This is a genomic window from Rhodoferax saidenbachensis (genome assembly GCF_031457975.1).
GTDB lineage: Bacteria > Pseudomonadota > Gammaproteobacteria > Burkholderiales > Burkholderiaceae_C > Allorhodoferax > Allorhodoferax saidenbachensis_A.
On sequence record NZ_JAVDXO010000009.1, the window covers coordinates 60,070 to 75,014 of the forward strand.

At 63.9% G+C, this 14,945-nt stretch carries 13 protein-coding genes and 1 riboswitch; of the genes, 9 read left to right on the forward strand and 4 right to left on the reverse strand.

The features are described from left to right. The first annotated feature begins 22 nt into the window (after positions 1–22). The 7 genes from J2X15_RS16925 (at position 23) to J2X15_RS16955 (ending at position 6,316) form a co-directional block, all read left to right on the forward strand. Positions 23–1,873: an ATP-binding protein gene (locus J2X15_RS16925; protein WP_310344924.1), complete on the forward strand. Its 1,851-nt coding sequence runs from the start codon at positions 23–25 to the stop codon at positions 1,871–1,873. A 92-nt stretch (positions 1,874–1,965) separates the two neighbouring features. Then, positions 1,966–2,379: a PPC domain-containing DNA-binding protein gene (locus tag J2X15_RS16930; protein WP_310344926.1), complete on the forward strand. Its 414-nt coding sequence runs from the start codon at positions 1,966–1,968 to the stop codon at positions 2,377–2,379. 70 nt (positions 2,380–2,449) lie between these two features. Continuing rightward, a complete protein-coding gene (locus tag J2X15_RS16935) occupies positions 2,450–2,770 on the forward strand; it encodes an AbrB/MazE/SpoVT family DNA-binding domain-containing protein (protein ID WP_310344927.1) in 321 nt (106 codons plus the stop codon). Beyond that, positions 2,767–3,207, forward strand: a complete 441-nt coding sequence (locus J2X15_RS16940; RefSeq protein WP_310344929.1) for a putative toxin-antitoxin system toxin component, PIN family — start codon at positions 2,767–2,769, stop codon at positions 3,205–3,207. The genes J2X15_RS16935 and J2X15_RS16940 overlap by 4 nt, the downstream gene beginning before the upstream one ends. Before the next feature lie 44 nt (positions 3,208–3,251). Further along, entirely contained in the window at positions 3,252–4,529 is a 1,278-nt protein-coding gene (gene murA, locus J2X15_RS16945) for a UDP-N-acetylglucosamine 1-carboxyvinyltransferase (RefSeq protein ID WP_310344931.1), read from the forward strand. Between the two features lie 71 nt (positions 4,530–4,600). Continuing rightward, the gene (locus J2X15_RS16950) at positions 4,601–5,641 is read left to right on the forward strand and encodes a histone deacetylase family protein (RefSeq protein ID WP_310344933.1); all 1,041 of its coding nucleotides are present in this window, start codon (positions 4,601–4,603) and stop codon (positions 5,639–5,641) included. Positions 5,642–5,689: 48 nt separating this feature from the next. Beyond that, positions 5,690–6,316, forward strand: coding sequence for a hypothetical protein (locus tag J2X15_RS16955; protein ID WP_310344934.1), 627 nt, complete (start codon positions 5,690–5,692; stop codon positions 6,314–6,316). A gap of 18 nt (positions 6,317–6,334) precedes the next feature. On the opposite strand, the gene J2X15_RS16960 is transcribed toward J2X15_RS16955, so the two are convergent. The 4 genes from J2X15_RS16960 to J2X15_RS16975 all read right to left on the reverse strand — a co-directional run bounded on the left by J2X15_RS16960 (position 6,335) and on the right by J2X15_RS16975 (position 12,040). Further along, a complete protein-coding gene (locus J2X15_RS16960) occupies positions 6,335–7,528 on the reverse strand; it encodes an MFS transporter (protein WP_310344935.1) in 1,194 nt (397 codons plus the stop codon). Beyond that, on the reverse strand, positions 7,525–8,358 hold the full coding sequence (locus tag J2X15_RS16965; protein WP_310344936.1) for an HAD family hydrolase: 834 nt from the start codon (positions 8,356–8,358) through the stop codon (positions 7,525–7,527). Before J2X15_RS16965 ends, J2X15_RS16960 begins: the two co-directional genes overlap by 4 nt. Positions 8,359–8,364: 6 nt before the next feature. Further along, positions 8,365–10,317, reverse strand: coding sequence for a bifunctional 2',3'-cyclic-nucleotide 2'-phosphodiesterase/3'-nucleotidase (locus J2X15_RS16970; protein WP_310344938.1), 1,953 nt, complete (start codon positions 10,315–10,317; stop codon positions 8,365–8,367). Positions 10,318–10,408: 91 nt separating this feature from the next. Further along, positions 10,409–12,040: a peptide chain release factor 3 gene (locus tag J2X15_RS16975; protein WP_310344940.1), complete on the reverse strand. Its 1,632-nt coding sequence runs from the start codon at positions 12,038–12,040 to the stop codon at positions 10,409–10,411. Positions 12,041–12,073: 33 nt separating this feature from the next. On the opposite strand from J2X15_RS16975, the gene J2X15_RS16980 reads away from it, so the two are divergent. Together J2X15_RS16980 and ahcY are read left to right on the forward strand one after the other, a co-directional pair. After that, on the forward strand, positions 12,074–13,189 hold the full coding sequence (locus tag J2X15_RS16980) for a substrate-binding domain-containing protein (RefSeq protein ID WP_310344942.1): 1,116 nt from the start codon (positions 12,074–12,076) through the stop codon (positions 13,187–13,189). A 46-nt stretch (positions 13,190–13,235) separates the two neighbouring features. Beyond that, a riboswitch (S-adenosyl-L-homocysteine riboswitch) is annotated at positions 13,236–13,343 on the forward strand. Between the two features lie 76 nt (positions 13,344–13,419). After that, the gene (gene ahcY / locus J2X15_RS16985; protein ID WP_310344943.1) at positions 13,420–14,937 is read left to right on the forward strand and encodes an adenosylhomocysteinase; all 1,518 of its coding nucleotides are present in this window, start codon (positions 13,420–13,422) and stop codon (positions 14,935–14,937) included. The last annotated feature ends 8 nt before the right edge of the window (positions 14,938–14,945 follow it).

The window sequence follows — 14,945 nt, forward strand, 5'->3', positions numbered from 1 at the left end:
AGGTAATTAACCAACAGACCCCATGCGCCAGCTCGACCTCTTCTCCGCCCTCCAATCCAGCACCGAAGGCATCGACACCGAATTCAAGTCGGCGCGCGGTGGCATGCCTGGCAGTTTTTGGGAGTCCTATTCCGCCATGGCCAACACCCAAGGCGGCACCATTGTGTTGGGCGTGGCCGAAAAGGCCACCGGCCTGGCGTGGGAGGGCGTGCCCGATGCCGCGCAGCTGCGCACCGTGCTGTGGGGCCAGTTGAATGACCGGCACAAGGTCAGTACCAATCTGCTGCGCGATGACGATGTGCGCACGGTGGAAGACGAGGGCCGCCAGTTTGTGGTGGTGAACGTGCCGCGTGCCTCACGGCTGCAACGCCCGGTGTTTGTAGGGCCCAACCCCATGACGGGCACCTACCGCCGTGCGGAAGAGGGCGACTACCGCTGCTCGGACGACGAGGTGCGCCGCATGCTGGCCGACCAGTCCGACACTCCTGCCGATTCGCAAATCTTGGAGCACTTTGGCCAGCCAGACTTTGACCCCGAGACGGTGAAGCAATACCGCAACCGCTTTGCCTCCCGCGCGCCAGACCATCCGTGGCTGCTGTTGGACGATGCGCCGCTGCTCACCAAGCTGAGCGCCCTGCGCCGTGACCGTGCCACGGGTGTGGAGGGCGCCACCGTGGCGGGCCTGCTGATGTTTGGCCGGTTTGAGGCGCTGCGCGATGCGCTGCCGGGCTTTCATGTGGACTACCGCGAGCGCCTGTCCGACGACCCCGCCGTGCGCTGGACCGACCGCGTGGTGCCCGATGGCACTTGGGAAAACAACCTGTTCCAGTTTTATCTGCGGGTGATGCAGCGCCTGTCGGGTGATTTAAAAATGCCCTTTCAGTTGGACCGCGAGCTGTACCGCAAAGACGATTCTGCTGTGCACGAAGCCCTGCGCGAGGCGGTGGTCAACGCGCTGGTGCATGCGGACCACCGCGGGCAGGGCGGCGTGGTGATTGAGCGCTATCCGGACCGCATTGAGTTGTCCAACCCTGGCACTTTGCTGGTATCGCGCGTGCAGTTGCTGCAGGGCGGCGTGAGCGAGTGCCGCAACAAGAGTCTGCAGCTGATGTTCCAACTCATGGGTGGTGGCGACAAGGCGGGCTCGGGTATGGACAAGATTCGCGCCGGCTGGCGTGCGCAGCATTGGCGCTCGCCTCGGCTGGAAGAGACTTTGCAACCCGACCGTGTGAAGTTGGTGTTGCCCATGGTCAGCCTGATACCGGACGAAGTGGACCAGGCGCTGCGTGTGCGCTTTGGTGACCGGTTTGCCAAGCTGGACAAAACGGCGGTGCAGGCGGTGGTGACCGCCCAAGTAGAAGGCAGCGTCACCAACAGCCGCATGCAGGAAATCACCGGCGAACACTCCAAAGACATCACCAGCGTGCTGCAAAGCCTCGTGCGTGATGGCCTGCTGACCCAGCAAAATCAGCGGCGCTGGGCAAGCTACCGTGTGGCGGAAGACTCCCCTCAATCTGGCGACGACTCCCCTCATTTGGCGAGCGACTCCCTTCAAAGCTCCCCCCAATTGGCCGGGGAGTCCCCTCATTTCGATATGAACTCCCCTCATTTGACGCCGGAGCTCCTGTCATTGGCGGAACCCGCCCGCCTCAAAGGAAAGCTGCCTGCGGCTGAAATGCAAGCGCTGGTATTGCGTCTGTGCGAGGGCCGGTGGCTGACATCCAAGGACTTGGCGGCTCTGTTAAACCGTGAAGCGGAAAACTTGCAGGGCCGCATTCTTGGCGGGATGGTGAAGAACGGGTTGCTTGAGCTGCGGTTTCCGGATGTACCGAATCGGCCTGATCAGGCGTATCGCAAGGTGGTCGTCGTTTGAGGTCGCAAATTGCGACTTCAAGTTTGCCTCTGTTTTCATAGCCGCTTGCCCAATATCTACAGGGGGCTAGAGGTGTATTCAACATGGAACCCATGAAGACTCTCCCCATCCGCCTCACCCCCGGCCAAGACCTGCGCGCCGCGCTGGAGGCGGCAGTCCTCGACCAAAACTGCCGCGCAGCCTTTGTGTTGTCCGGCATCGGCAGCCTGTCCACCGCCGGTATCCGGCTGGCGGGTGCGGATCAGCCCACGCGGCTGACGGAAAGCATGGAAATCCTTACTCTGTCGGGCACAGTGGCGGTGACTGAGGGTGGCAAGACCGCCTCCCACATGCACATGGCTATTTCCACCGCCACGGGGCAGGTGCTGGGCGGGCATGTGGCACCCGGTTGCATCGTGCTCACCACCGCCGAGGTGCTGTTGGCCCTGTTGCCCGACTGGCAGTTCACCCGTGAGCCGGATGCTGCAACGGGTTATGACGAGCTTGCGATCCGGGCGCGAGGCTGATTCTTGTCGTGGCTGGACGACATGGTGATTTGTGATTAAAGTAAGGAATCCTTACTTTCTGCCAAATGCCATGCTTGCCAAAATCACTTCCAAAAACCAGCTCACGCTGCCCAAGAGCGTGACGCAGGCCGTGGGTGCCACGGAATACTTTGACGTGGAGGCCCGTGCCGGACAGATCATCCTCACGCCCGTGCGCATCCAGCGCGGGGACGCCGTCCGGGCCAAGCTGGCCGAGTTGGATTTGACCGACGCCGACATTGCCGACGCCGTGGCCTGGGCCAGAGCGCCGCAAGCCACACCAGCCTTGGCTGCTGAGCCGGAGGCGTCATATGCCGTTACGCCTGCTAAGCCCAAGAAGGCGGCTGCCAAAAAGGCCCAGACCAAGGCATGAGCGCCCCAGTGCGCGTGGTGTTGGACACCAACGTGGTTTTGTCAGCGCTGGTGTTTGGCGGTGGATCAGCAGTGCGGGTGCGGAGGGCCTGGCAGCAGGGCGGGCTGCTGCCATTGGCCAGCACGGCCACGGTGCAAGAACTGATGCGTGTGCTGGCCTACCCCAAGTTACGACTTTCAAGTGAGGAGCAGCAAGAGTTGTTGGCCGACTACCTGCCGTATGTGCTGACCGTGCGCATCCCCCAGCCACCGCCCACCGTGCCCGACTGCCGCGACGCGATGGATTTGCCTTTCATGCAATTGGCAGTGGTGGGCAAGGCTCAAGTGCTGGCGTCTGGTGACCGGGATCTGCTGGCAATCGCCGCAGAGTTTGAGCAGGCCAGTGGCTGCCCGATTTTGACCTTGGACGCTTTTTGCAAGGCCTACTGTGATGTGTAATGCCTGCGACTGATTGAACCCAATGAACACCACCACCAAACCCCATGTCCACATTCGAAATTGAAGGTGGCGTGCCGCTGCGGGGCACCATCCGCGCCTCTGGCAACAAAAACGCCATCCTGCCCATGATTGCCGCCTGCATTCTGACCGACCAGGAGGTGGTGCTGGGCAATGTGCCCGACATCATCGACGTGCGCCACATGCTGGACGTGATCGTCGAGATTGGCGGCAAGGTCGAGCGCAGTGGCGAGCGGGTCAGCATCCATGTGGCCAGCGTGCGCACGAATGAAATCGGGCAGGTGCTTTGCAACAAGGTGCGCACCTCCATCCTCTGCGTGGCGGGCCTGCTGCACCGCACGGGCAAGGCGCGCCTGCACCCGCCCGGTGGTGATGTGATTGGCCGACGCCGGCTGGACACGCATTTTTATGGTCTGCAGAAGCTGGGCGCCAAAGTCACCATCGACGGTACCTACGACTTTGAAGTGGCCGGTGCGCTCACGGGCGCAGAGCTGTTCTTTGACGAGCCCTCGGTCACCGGCACCGAGCATATCCTCATGGCCGCCGCGGTGAGCCGGGGCCACACGCTGATCCGCAACGCCGCCTGCGAACCCCATGTGCAAGACCTGGCGCACCTGCTCAATGCCATGGGCGCCAAGATCACCGGCATCGGCACCAACCAACTCAGTGTGGACGGCGTGGAGTCGCTGAGCGGCACCACCTACACCGTGTGCCACGACCACATCGAGGCCGCGTCTTACCTGGCCCTGGCTGCGGCCACGGGCGGCGAGATCACGGTGGAGGGCACTGACAAACACGCCTACGGCATGTGCCACCGCGTGTTTGAAACCCTGGGCGTGAAAATCGAGCTGCACGACAAACACATCCACCTGCCCGCCAACCAGAGCCTGCGCGTCACGCGCGAGTTTGACGGCGCCATGCCGGTGATCGGCGATGGCCCCTGGCCCCAGTTCGCCACCGACCAGATGAGCTGCATGATCACCCTGGCCACGCAGGTGGAGGGCAATGTGCTGTTCTTCGAGAAGATGTTCGAGTCGCGTTTGTACTTTGTGGACAAACTCATCGCCATGGGCGCCGCCGCCGTGGTGTGCGACCCGCACCGCGTGGTCATCAGTGGACGCAGCAAGCTGCGCGCCACCACGCTGCCGTCGCCCGACATCCGTGCTGGCATGGCGCTGTTGGGCGCAGCCCTGTGCGCCAGTGGCAAGTCCACGCTGCAAAATGCCAACATGATCCAGCGTGGCTACGAAAAACTGAACGAAAAACTGCTGGCGCTGGGTGCCCGTATCACCCAAAAGGCTTGAGGCTTGCTATATAAAGCATAGCTGCTTGCGCATATCCCATAAGGGCTGTAGTCCTATTTGATGCTTAGATCATGAAAACCTTCTACAACCACCTCCACGCCCAGCACCAGGGCAAAGTCGAAATGTTCCGCGGCGCGCTGGTACCGTGCTTTGAAGTGCCGGCGCGTGCCGACCATGTGCTGGCGGAGCTAAAGCGCCGCCAACTGGGCACGGTGCAAAACCCGCACGCGTTTGACGACAGCGCGCTGACCGCCATCCACAGCCCGCGCTACCTGAACTTTCTGGCCACGGCCTGGGACCAATGGGTGGCGCTGGACCCGGCCAATGCGGACAAGGACATCCTGCCCTCGGTCTGGCCCACGCGCACCTTCCGCACCGACATCGAGCCCGACAACTTTGCGGCCAAGGTGGGCCTGTATTCGTACGACGCGGGCTCACCGTTCACCAGCGGCACCTGGGTGGCCGCGCGTGCCGGGGCGCATTGCGCGCTCAGTGCGGCGCAGCAGTTGGTGCTGGGCGACCGCGCATCCTTCGCGCTGAGCCGCCCGCCGGGTCACCACGCGGGCATGGACTTTTTTGGCGGCTACTGCTTCCTGAACAACGCCGCACTGGCCGCGCAGCACCTGCGCAATGCGGGCATGAAAAAAGTGGCCGTGCTGGACGTGGACTACCACCATGGCAATGGCACGCAGGCCATCTTTTACGACCGACCCGATGTGTTCTTCGCCAGCATCCATGGCGATCCGCGCACCGAATACCCCTTTTACCTGGGCCATGCCGATGAAAAAGGCCAGGGCGCGGGGCTGGGCACCAACCTGAACCTGCCGCTGCCACGCGGCACCAACTACGCCACCTGGGCGCAGGCGCTGGACACGGCGCTGGCGGCCATCCAGGCCTTTGGCGCCGAGGCGCTGGTGGTGTCGCTGGGCATGGACACTTTCGAGGGCGACCCCATCTCGGGCTTCACCCTGAAAAGCGACGACTACCTGCGCGTGGGCGAGCGCCTGGCGAAGGCGGGTTTGCCCACAGCGTTTGTCTTTGAGGGCGGTTATGCGGTGGAAGAGGTCGGTATCAACGCCGTGAACGTGCTTCAGGGATTTACCGGCGATTAACAATTGCGCGCCACGGGGCTCACCCCAGGCAGGCTAAGCTAGCGCCCCATGAAACGAGACATTTCCAAGTGGCTGGTCACGGGCCTGCTAGGTGCGCTGTGTGCCGTGGCCATTCCCGCATCGGCCGCCACCCCGGCCGAGCCCGCATCTTCCAGCCTGTTCACAGACGAGCTGTCCGAACGGCTGGTCGCCGAATTCACGCCCTGGCTGGGTAGTCGGGACGATACCGAGGCCCTGGTCAACACGCTGCGCAGCGGCCAGCCCACCCGCCCCAGCGGCGCAGCGGGCGTGGGCCCTGCCACCGGCGCCCTGGGCTATGGGGAGGCGCGTCTGGCGCTGAAGATGGCGCAGAGCACGCTGGCCCAGCAGGGCGTGGCCCAACCCAACACCGAGCAATTGCGCGCCGCCCTCCATGGCGGTGCGGCGGAAACCCCCGGCGGGGTGCAAGAGCTGCCCGGGGTGCTGCCGCTGCGTGCCCAGGGCATGGGCTGGGCGGCCATCGCCGAGCGCTCCCATGTGCCCATAGACGACCTGATGGTGCCTCCACCGCGGGCGCCCCGCCAGGCGCACAGTGCCAAACACAGCAAGACAAAGGGGCACACGGCCAAGGGCCGGGCCTCCAAAAAAACCTCTGCCAAGGGCACCAAGCCCAGCGCCAAAAAGCCCCGCAAGTAGGGCTTGCTCCGTGGGCGACTAAAACCGGCCCGCGCGCCGGGTGCGCAGCAGTGCTACCAAACCGATAGCAGCTACCGTAATCAGCACGAGGGGGAAGCCCATATTGGGCGACCAATCGATAAGCGCGCCCGACACGGCCGATGCCACCAGCCCGCCTAGCGTGTAGTTCAGCACCAGCACCGCCGTGCTGTTCACCAGCGCGATGCCCTGTTCGCGCGCGCCAATGTCCGTCATGCTGAGCGTATACAGGCTGCTGCCCGCCGCGCCCAGCACAAAGACGATGGGCCAGGCCAGCGCATGCCAGCGTGCCACCAGCAGCAAGCCGCAGGCGGTTGCCAGTGCCATGGCCACGCACAGCGCCATGAGCGTGCGCCGCCCGCGGACCTTGTCGGTGAAGCGGTCCGCCACCATGCCCACGGGAATGGCCGCCAGCGTGCTGCCCAGGCCGCTCACCGAGATCAGCAGCGCCCCTGCCGCCGCGCCCAGGCCCATGGCCAGCCCGTAGAGCGGCAGGATGGACGCCAGGCCCAGCTCAAAAAAGCCGCCAATGAAGCCGGCCAACATGATGATGGGATGGCTGCGCACCGCCTGCCACAGGCCCCGCAGACCCACGTGGGTGTTGGTGGACTCCGCGTGCGGTGGCACCACGGGGATGAATGTGGTCCAGGCCAAGCCGAGGCTGAGCAAGGCGATCACCAGGCCCAACGCGGCGGGGCCCTCAGAACCCACCCAGGCCAGCAGCGTGGGACCGATGATGAAGGTGGCGCCCACCATGGTGGCGTAGATGCCGATGGTGCGGCCCAGCCGATCCGACGGGGAGAACTCGGCAATGAAGGCCTCGGCCAGCACCCAGCGCAGCCCGCCCGCCACGCCGGCCAGCAGCTCCAGCGCAAACCACAGCCACAGCGAATCGGTGGTCAAAAAGCCGATGGCCGCCAGCAGTGGCGCGCCCGATGCAAACCACATGGTCCTGCGTTGCCCCCAGCGCCGCGTGAGTGCGGATGCAAACGGCGTGACGATAAAGATGCCTAGCCAGGTGGTGGCCGCAAACAGGCCGGCCACGGTGGTGGACACCTCGCGCTCCTTCAGCAACACCAGCATCAGCGGCGAGAGCATGAACACGCCCGACAGCTGGAACAGCGTGGAGCCAAAGACGCTGAGCAGGCCCATGGGAGAGCCGGCTGAGGTGCGGCGAACGGTGGTGTCCGTCATAGGCCGCGTGCCTGCAAAATCGCCCGCGCCACCTCGGCAAAGCCCGCGCCGCGTTCGGCCGTGGTCACGTAACCCGGCAGGTGTGCCAGCTGTGGCACAAAGCGCGCAATGTTGGCCACGCCCACGCTGTGCGTGAAGTGTTCAAACATGGCCTGGTCGTTGCCTGAGTCGCCCACAAATACCCAGCGGTCCAGCTCTTCGGTCAAGTCGCGCCTCAGCAGTTCACGTGCAATCCAGCAGGCGCCCTGCCATTTGTTGAAGTTGCCAAAACAGCCGTGGATGTGGATGCTGCTCACTGTGGTCTGCATGCCCGCGCGCTGCAGCACAGCCAGGACCTGTTGCACCGTGTCGGGGGACAGGCGCGCAAATTCGGCGTAGTCAAACGCCAGGTCGGTCTCGCGGCCCGCGCTGTCGCGGCTGAGCCGCACACCGGGCACCTCGGCCTCCACCTGCGCGGCAATGGCTTGCATGCACGCCTGGTTGGTGGCACGCATGGCTGCATCCTGTTGATGCAGTTTTGATAGCGGCTCGCGCAGATTCGACGCGGGCTGCGGGCCTTTTTCATGCACAAAGGCGACCGCGCCGTTTTCTGCCACCATGGCGTCCACAGGCCACGCCGGGCCCTGTGTCCCGGCCATGAACGGTTCGCACCAGCCTATGGGCCGCCCGGTGATGGGAATGACGGTGAGGCCTGCCGCCTTGAGGTCGGCCAGCGCCTGCAGTGCGTCCGCAGTGATGGCGCCATCGGTGGTCAGCGTGTCGTCAATGTCGGTGAACACGCCGATGATCTGCCGGCGCTGCGCGGCAGGCCATTGGTGCAAAGGGTGCATGCAGTTTCAGTCCACCAGCTCGTACAGGGCAGAGCCGTCGCCGTTGTCCTGTACTAGCCGGATTTCCGAGTGCTGGCCCAGAAAGCGGCTGGCCGCGCTGCCCGACAAAAAGGTGGGGTGTACGCCGGGGATGCGGGCGATGCGCCAGTTGCCGTCGGCTGTGGGGTTCACTGTGTGGTCCGCCGCCAGCTTGTCCGACATACGCAGGTACTCCACCAGGGCCTGGCGGTTTTCGTCGGGCGCGTCCAGCACCACCTTGTCGGCCTTCAGGCCAGGGAAGTTGCCGCCGCCAAAGGCGCGGTAGTTGTTGGTGGCGACCACAAAGCGGGCTGTGTCCACGATGGGCTTGCCTTCAAACAGCAGCTTGCGGATGCGGTGGGCGTCCGGGTTGGCCAGCTGGCCCTTGGCGTCGTAGCGGGCGGACTGGCTCACGTCGATCTCGTACTGCACGCCGTCGATCACGTCGAAGTTGTAGGACGGGAAAGCATCGTTGATGAGCGGCTGGCGTGCCGGGCCCTTGGGGTCGATGCGCAGAAACTGACCGGCCGACATTTCCAGCCATTCCCGCACCTCCGCGCCCGTGATCAGCATGGCCTTGAGCGTGTTGGGGTAGATGTAGAGGTCGGCCATGTGCTTGATAGCCAGGGGACCAGCCGGAATGTCGGTGTAGTAGTTCCAGCCCTGGCGCCCACCCGCCTTGAAGGGGGCCGCGGCCGAGAGCACAGGGTACTTCTCGTAGTCGGTACCCTGCATGGCGCGCTTCACATAGGCAATCTGCGCGTTGGACACGATCTGGATGGACGGGTCATCTGCCACCTGGGCAAAGTAGCTGTAGATGGGGGCGCTGCTCAGGGCCACCTTGTTGCGCACATAGTCCAGCGTGCGCTGGTGCTCGGCGCCAATGAGTTGCATCACCATCGGGTCTTCGGTGGCCAGTGACTGTTTGGCTGCGCGGTCAAAGATGGGGCGAATGGCGGCCTGGCTGCCCACCACCTTCCAGCTGCCGCTGCTGTTGTCCAGCGTCAGGTCGATCACGCCCAGGTGGTCGCCCCAGCGGCCGGGCATGACGGCCGGCACGCCGTTGATGGTGCCGCGCGCGATGTCCACCTTGGGGTAGTCGGCAAAGGCCTTGCCGGGAAATTCGGCATGCGCGTGGCCGAACAGAATCGCATCCACCCCGGGCACTTCGGCCAGGCGCGACACGGCGTTTTCTGCAAAGCTGCCGATCTCGCCTTTCTCGAAGCCGGAGTGGGGAATGGCAATCACCAACTGCGCGCCCTTGGCCCGCATCTCGGGCACATAGCGTTGGGCCATGTCCACCATGTCGCGGGTGACTACTTTGCCATCCAGGTTGGCCTTGTCCCACTGCATGATTTGTGGCGGCACAAAGCCGATCACGCCCACGCGCAGCTTCTGCTCCTTGCCGCTGGCATCCTTGAAGCGTCGGTCCAGCAGCACATAGGGGGTGAAGGCGTGGGTGGGCGTGGCGCTGTCCTGCTTGCCGTCGGCCAGCAGCACGTTGGCGTTCACGTAGGGGAAGGCAGCTCCGGCGATGGAGCGGCGCAAAAAGTCCAGGCCGTAGTTGAATTCGTGGTTGCCCAGGTTGGCCGCGTCGTAACCCAACGGGTTCATGACCTTGTAGGCCGGGTGCGTCTGGCCGGGCTGCAGCGGGGCCACGCGCGCCACCACATCGCCCAGCGGGTTGCCTTGCAGCAGGTCACCGTTGTCAAACAGCAGGCTGTTCGGCGTTTCGCTGCGTGCGGCCTTGATGAGGCTGATGGCACGGGCCAGGCCGTACTGGTCGGTCGGCTTGTCCTGGTAATAGTCGTAGCTCAGCAGGTTGATGTGCACATCGGTGGTCTCCAGGATGCGCAGTTTCAATTGTTCGGCGTTAGCGGCGGTACCTAGCGCTGCCAGTAGCAGGGCGCTGGCGAGGCGCAGGGAAGAGGGAAATGTCATGGGGAACTCCTGTCCGGTCAAGCCAATAAAAAAAGCCCGCTGGCTGCAGCGGGCTTTTGATCTTACTTCGGTGGGCGAAGGGGCTGGCGCTTCAGCCCGCGCTTTGCAGCGCCAGGCCCGCGTGCTCGCGCAGCGGGTGGAAGTGGATCTTGGGGAAACGCTCCTGCGCCAGGCGCACGTCGTAGGGGCTGGTGCACAGGTAAGCCAGCGTGTCGGCCGCGTCGCGCGCCATGCGGGCGGGGTAGGCGTTGATGAATTCCTGCAGCTCTTTGGGCGTGTCGGCGGTGATCCAGCGCGCGCCGGTGTACTGGCTGCCCTCCAGGCGGATGTCAGCGTCATATTCGCCCTTCAGGCGGTGCTGCACCACTTCAAACTGCAACTGGCCCACGGCACCCAGCAGCATGTTGCCGCCCATCTCGGGGCGGAACACCTGGATGGCTCCTTCTTCGCCCAGCTGGGCCAGGCCCTGCTGTAGCTGCTTGGTGCGCAAGGGGTTCTTGAGCACCACGGTCATGAACATTTCGGGCGCAAAGAAGGGCAGGCCGGTGTACATCAGGTTCACGCTGCCATCGGTAATCGTGTCGCCCAACTGCACGCCTCCGTGGGTGGTAAAGCCCACGATGTCACCCGCGTAGGCTTCTTCCACCGCCTCGCGGCGCTGGCTCATGAAGGTCACCACGCTGGTGGGGCGCAGCTCTTTGGCGGTGCGCATGACCTTGAGCTTCATGCCCGGTGTGTACTTGCCACTGGCCATGCGCACAAAGGCGATGCGGTCGCGGTGGTTGGCATCCATATTGGCCTGCACCTTGAACACCACGCCGCTGAAGGCGTCGTCTTCGGGCTGCACTTCCTTGATGACAGGCTGCTTGTTGACGATGAAAGAACTGGTGCGCGGGCCGGGCGAGGGTGCCAGGTCCACCAGCGCGTCCAGCACTTCCATCACACCAAAGTTGTTCACCCCCGAACCAAAGAACACGGGGGTTTGCTTGCCAGCCAAAAAGGCCTCCAGGTCCCAGGCGGGGGAGGCGCCGGTGGCCAGCTCCATGCTTTCCATGGCCGTGGTCCACTCGTGGCCAAAACGCTGGGCCAGCGAGGCGGAGTCGTTCAATGGCACGGCGTCAAAGTCCTGCGGGCGGCGTTCGCTCCCGCTCTCAAACACCGTCATCGCCTGCGTGCGCAGGTTCACGATGCCGCCAAACAGCTTGCCCTGGCCCACGGGCCAGGTCATGGGCACGCAGGGCATGCCCAGCTCGCGCTCGATCTCGTCCAGAATGTCCAGTGGCTCGCGTACTTCGCGGTCCATCTTGTTCACAAACGTGATGATGGGCGTATCGCGCTGGCGGCACACCTCAATGAGGCGGCGCGTCTGCGCTTCCACGCCGTTGGCAGCGTCGATCACCATCAGTGCCGAGTCCACGGCGGTCAGCACGCGGTAGGTGTCCTCGCTGAAGTCCTTGTGGCCGGGCGTGTCCAGCAGGTTGATCACGTGGTCGCGGTAGACCATCTGCATCACGGAGGATGCGACCGAGATACCGCGCTGCTTTTCAATTTCCATCCAGTCGGACGTGGCATGGCGTGTGGCCTTGCGGGCCTTGACCGAGCCGGCGATCTGGATCGCTCCCGAGAACAGCAGCAGCTTTTCGGTCAGCGTGGTCTTGCCCGCGTCAGGGTGGGAAATGATGGCAAAGGTGCGGCGGCGGCGGGTTTCGGGGGCGTAGGTCACAGGGGGTCCAAGGTCGGGGGTGGGCAGCGCACGGTGGCGGGCCACACGAGAGAAGCTCGGTATTTTACAGAGGGCGCCCGCGGCCTGCGTGCCCTTACACTCGCGCTCCAACAAGCGAAACGAGCGGAGCAGCGTGTGAGCATCAAGCAACTGGCCAGTGCACTGGGGTTATCCACCTCTACGGTCAGCCGCGCCTTGAATGGCTACACCGATGTGAACGAGCAGACCCGCGAGCGCGTGCAGGCCATGGCAGCCGCCATGGGCTACCGGCCCGATGCGGGCGCGCGCCGCCTGGTGCGCGGCAAGACCGATGCGGTGGGCATTGTCTACTCCGCCGCGGTGGAAAATCTGGGCAACCCGCAGTTTCTGGACATGGCCGATGGCCTGGGAGAGCGCCTGCAAAGCAAGCAGCTGGACCTGTTGCTGGCCGTGGCCAAGAACGAAACCGACCTGACCTTTTACGAGCGCCTGTTTCACGGTGGGCGGGTGGATGCGGTCGTCGTGCCCAACACCCGGGTGCACGACCCGCGCGTGGACTACCTGCGGGAAAAGGGCTACCCCTTTGTCGGCTATGGCCGCACCCATGCGTGCGACGACTATTCCTGGGTGGACTTTGACAACGACATGGGCAGCCGCCTGGCCGTGGAGCATTTGCTCGAACTGGGCCATACGCGGTTTGCCTATGTACATGCGCCGCTGGAGCTGAACTTTGCCTTCCAGCGCCACCGCGGCTATATGGCTGCGCTAAAGGCGCGCAACCTGGATTGCCCGGCCCACTACCGCGTGGGCGATGTGCAAGACCGGCGCAGTGGGCTGCAGGCGGTGCAGGCCCTGCTGGCTATGAGCCCACGGCCTACCGCTGTGCTGGTGGACAACAACCTGGGCGGCGTGGGCGTCATCCGCGGCCTGATGGATGCAGGTTTGCGCGTGGGGCAAGACATTTCGGTCGTGGTGCATGGCGACATTCCGCAAGACACGTTGCTCACCGGCATGCCGGTTACCACCGTCACCCAGCCCACGCCCCACACCACGGGGGAGGCGCTGGCCGACATGGTGTTCCAGGTGCTGCACGCGCCTGAAGATGGCCCCTACCACCTGCTGCGCCAGCCTGGACTGCAGCTGGGCACCACCACCGGGCCGGTGCGATAAACCCCTAAAGGTTGCCGCAGTCCGTGGCAACAGGCTAAAATGCGCCACTTCCGAGGAGCGTTGCAGCTCGCCCGATGCCCGCAGCGGCACGGCGAGTGAGGCTCGGAAAACACGGTGCGCCCTGCGCCGTGCCTCCCAACGGCGCTCACCCACTGGTATGTGTGCGGTGAGTTTTGCCTCTTGAATCCCCGCCCACCAGTGTTTATTCAAATGAACTTTTGGAGTGAACCATGAGCGCTGTGTTGAAATTTTCCAAGACCCCCAAGGCTGTCAAGGCCGCCGTTAAATCTGTCGCCCCCAAGGCCGTGAAGGCTCCCGTGGCCAAGACTGAAGACTTCAAGATTGCCGACATCAGCCTGGCCGCTTGGGGCCGCAAAGAGCTGACCATTGCCGAGACCGAAATGCCCGGCCTGATGTCCATCCGCGAAGAGTTCGCCAAGAGCCAGCCGCTGAAGGGCGCGCGCATCACCGGCTCGCTGCACATGACCATTCAGACCGGCGTGCTGGTCGAAACCCTGCAAGCCCTGGGCGCTGACGTGCGCTGGGCTTCGTGCAACATCTTCTCCACGCAAGACCACGCTGCCGCCGCCCTGGTGGCTGCCGGCACCCCCGTGTTTGCCCACAAGGGCGAGTCGCTGGAAGAGTACTGGGACTTCACCCACCGCATCTTCGAATTTGGCCCCAAGGGCTCCAAGACCGAAGGCCCCAACATGATTTTGGATGACGGCGGCGATGCCACTTTGTTGATGCACCTGGGCGCCCGCGCCGAGAAGGACATCAAGGTGCTGGCCAAGCCCGGCAGCGAAGAAGAAATCTGCCTGTTCAACGCTATCAAGGCCAAGCTGAAGGTGGACCCCACCTGGTACAGCCGCCGCCTGAAGGCCATCATCGGCGTGACCGAAGAAACCACCACCGGCGTGATGCGCCTGGAAGAAATGTCCGCCAAAGGCACACTGGCCCTGCGCGCCATCAACGTGAACGACTCGGTGACCAAGAGCAAGTTCGACAACCTGTACGGCTGCCGCGAATCCCTGGTGGACGGCATCAAGCGCGCCACCGACGTGATGATTGCTGGCAAGGTGGCCGTGGTCGCTGGCTACGGCGATGTGGGCAAGGGCTCGGCCCAGGCCCTGCGCGCCCTGTCTGCCCAAGTGTGGGTGACCGAGATTGACCCCATCAACGCCCTGCAGGCCGCGATGGAAGGCTACAAGGTGGTGACCATGGAATACGCCGCCGACAAGGCCGACATTTTCGTGACCACCACTGGTAACAAGAACGTCATCACCTACAAGCACATGGAGGCCATGAAGGACCAGGCCATCGTGAGCAACATCGGCCACTTTGACAACGAAATCGACGTCGCGTCGCTGGAAAAGCTGCAGTGGGAAGAGATCAAGCCCCAGGTGGACCACGTGATCTTCCCGGCCAAGGGCAAGAAGCCTTCCAAGCGCATCATTCTGCTGGCCAAGGGCCGTCTGGTGAACCTGGGTTGCGGCACCGGCCACCCCAGCTTCGTGATGTCTTCCAGCTTTGCGAACCAGACCATCGCCCAAATCGAGCTGTTCACCAAGCCCAAGGAATACAAGGCTGGCAAGGTCTATGTGTTGCCCAAGCATCTGGACGAAAAAGTGGCCCGTCTGCACCTGAAGAAGGTCGGCGCCATGCTGACCGAGCTGACCGACGAGCAGGCTTCGTACATCGGCGTCTCCAAAGCCGGTCCGTACAAGAAAAACACCTACCGCTACTAAGCCAAGGA

Coding starts and splice junctions, on each gene's coding strand:
- J2X15_RS16925 (WP_310344924.1), top strand. CDS start 23: ATGCGCCAGCTCGACCTCTTCTCCGCCCTCCAATCCAGCACCGAAGGC.
- ahcY (WP_310344943.1), top strand. CDS start 13,420: ATGAGCGCTGTGTTGAAATTTTCCAAGACCCCCAAGGCTGTCAAGGCC.
- J2X15_RS16930 (WP_310344926.1), top strand. CDS start 1,966: ATGAAGACTCTCCCCATCCGCCTCACCCCCGGCCAAGACCTGCGCGCC.
- J2X15_RS16935 (WP_310344927.1), top strand. CDS start 2,450: ATGCTTGCCAAAATCACTTCCAAAAACCAGCTCACGCTGCCCAAGAGC.
- J2X15_RS16955 (WP_310344934.1), top strand. CDS start 5,690: ATGAAACGAGACATTTCCAAGTGGCTGGTCACGGGCCTGCTAGGTGCG.
- J2X15_RS16940 (WP_310344929.1), top strand. CDS start 2,767: ATGAGCGCCCCAGTGCGCGTGGTGTTGGACACCAACGTGGTTTTGTCA.
- murA (WP_310344931.1), top strand. CDS start 3,252: ATGTCCACATTCGAAATTGAAGGTGGCGTGCCGCTGCGGGGCACCATC.
- J2X15_RS16960 (WP_310344935.1), bottom strand. CDS start 7,528: ATGACGGACACCACCGTTCGCCGCACCTCAGCCGGCTCTCCCATGGGC.
- J2X15_RS16950 (WP_310344933.1), top strand. CDS start 4,601: ATGAAAACCTTCTACAACCACCTCCACGCCCAGCACCAGGGCAAAGTC.
- J2X15_RS16965 (WP_310344936.1), bottom strand. CDS start 8,358: ATGCACCCTTTGCACCAATGGCCTGCCGCGCAGCGCCGGCAGATCATC.
- J2X15_RS16970 (WP_310344938.1), bottom strand. CDS start 10,317: ATGACATTTCCCTCTTCCCTGCGCCTCGCCAGCGCCCTGCTACTGGCA.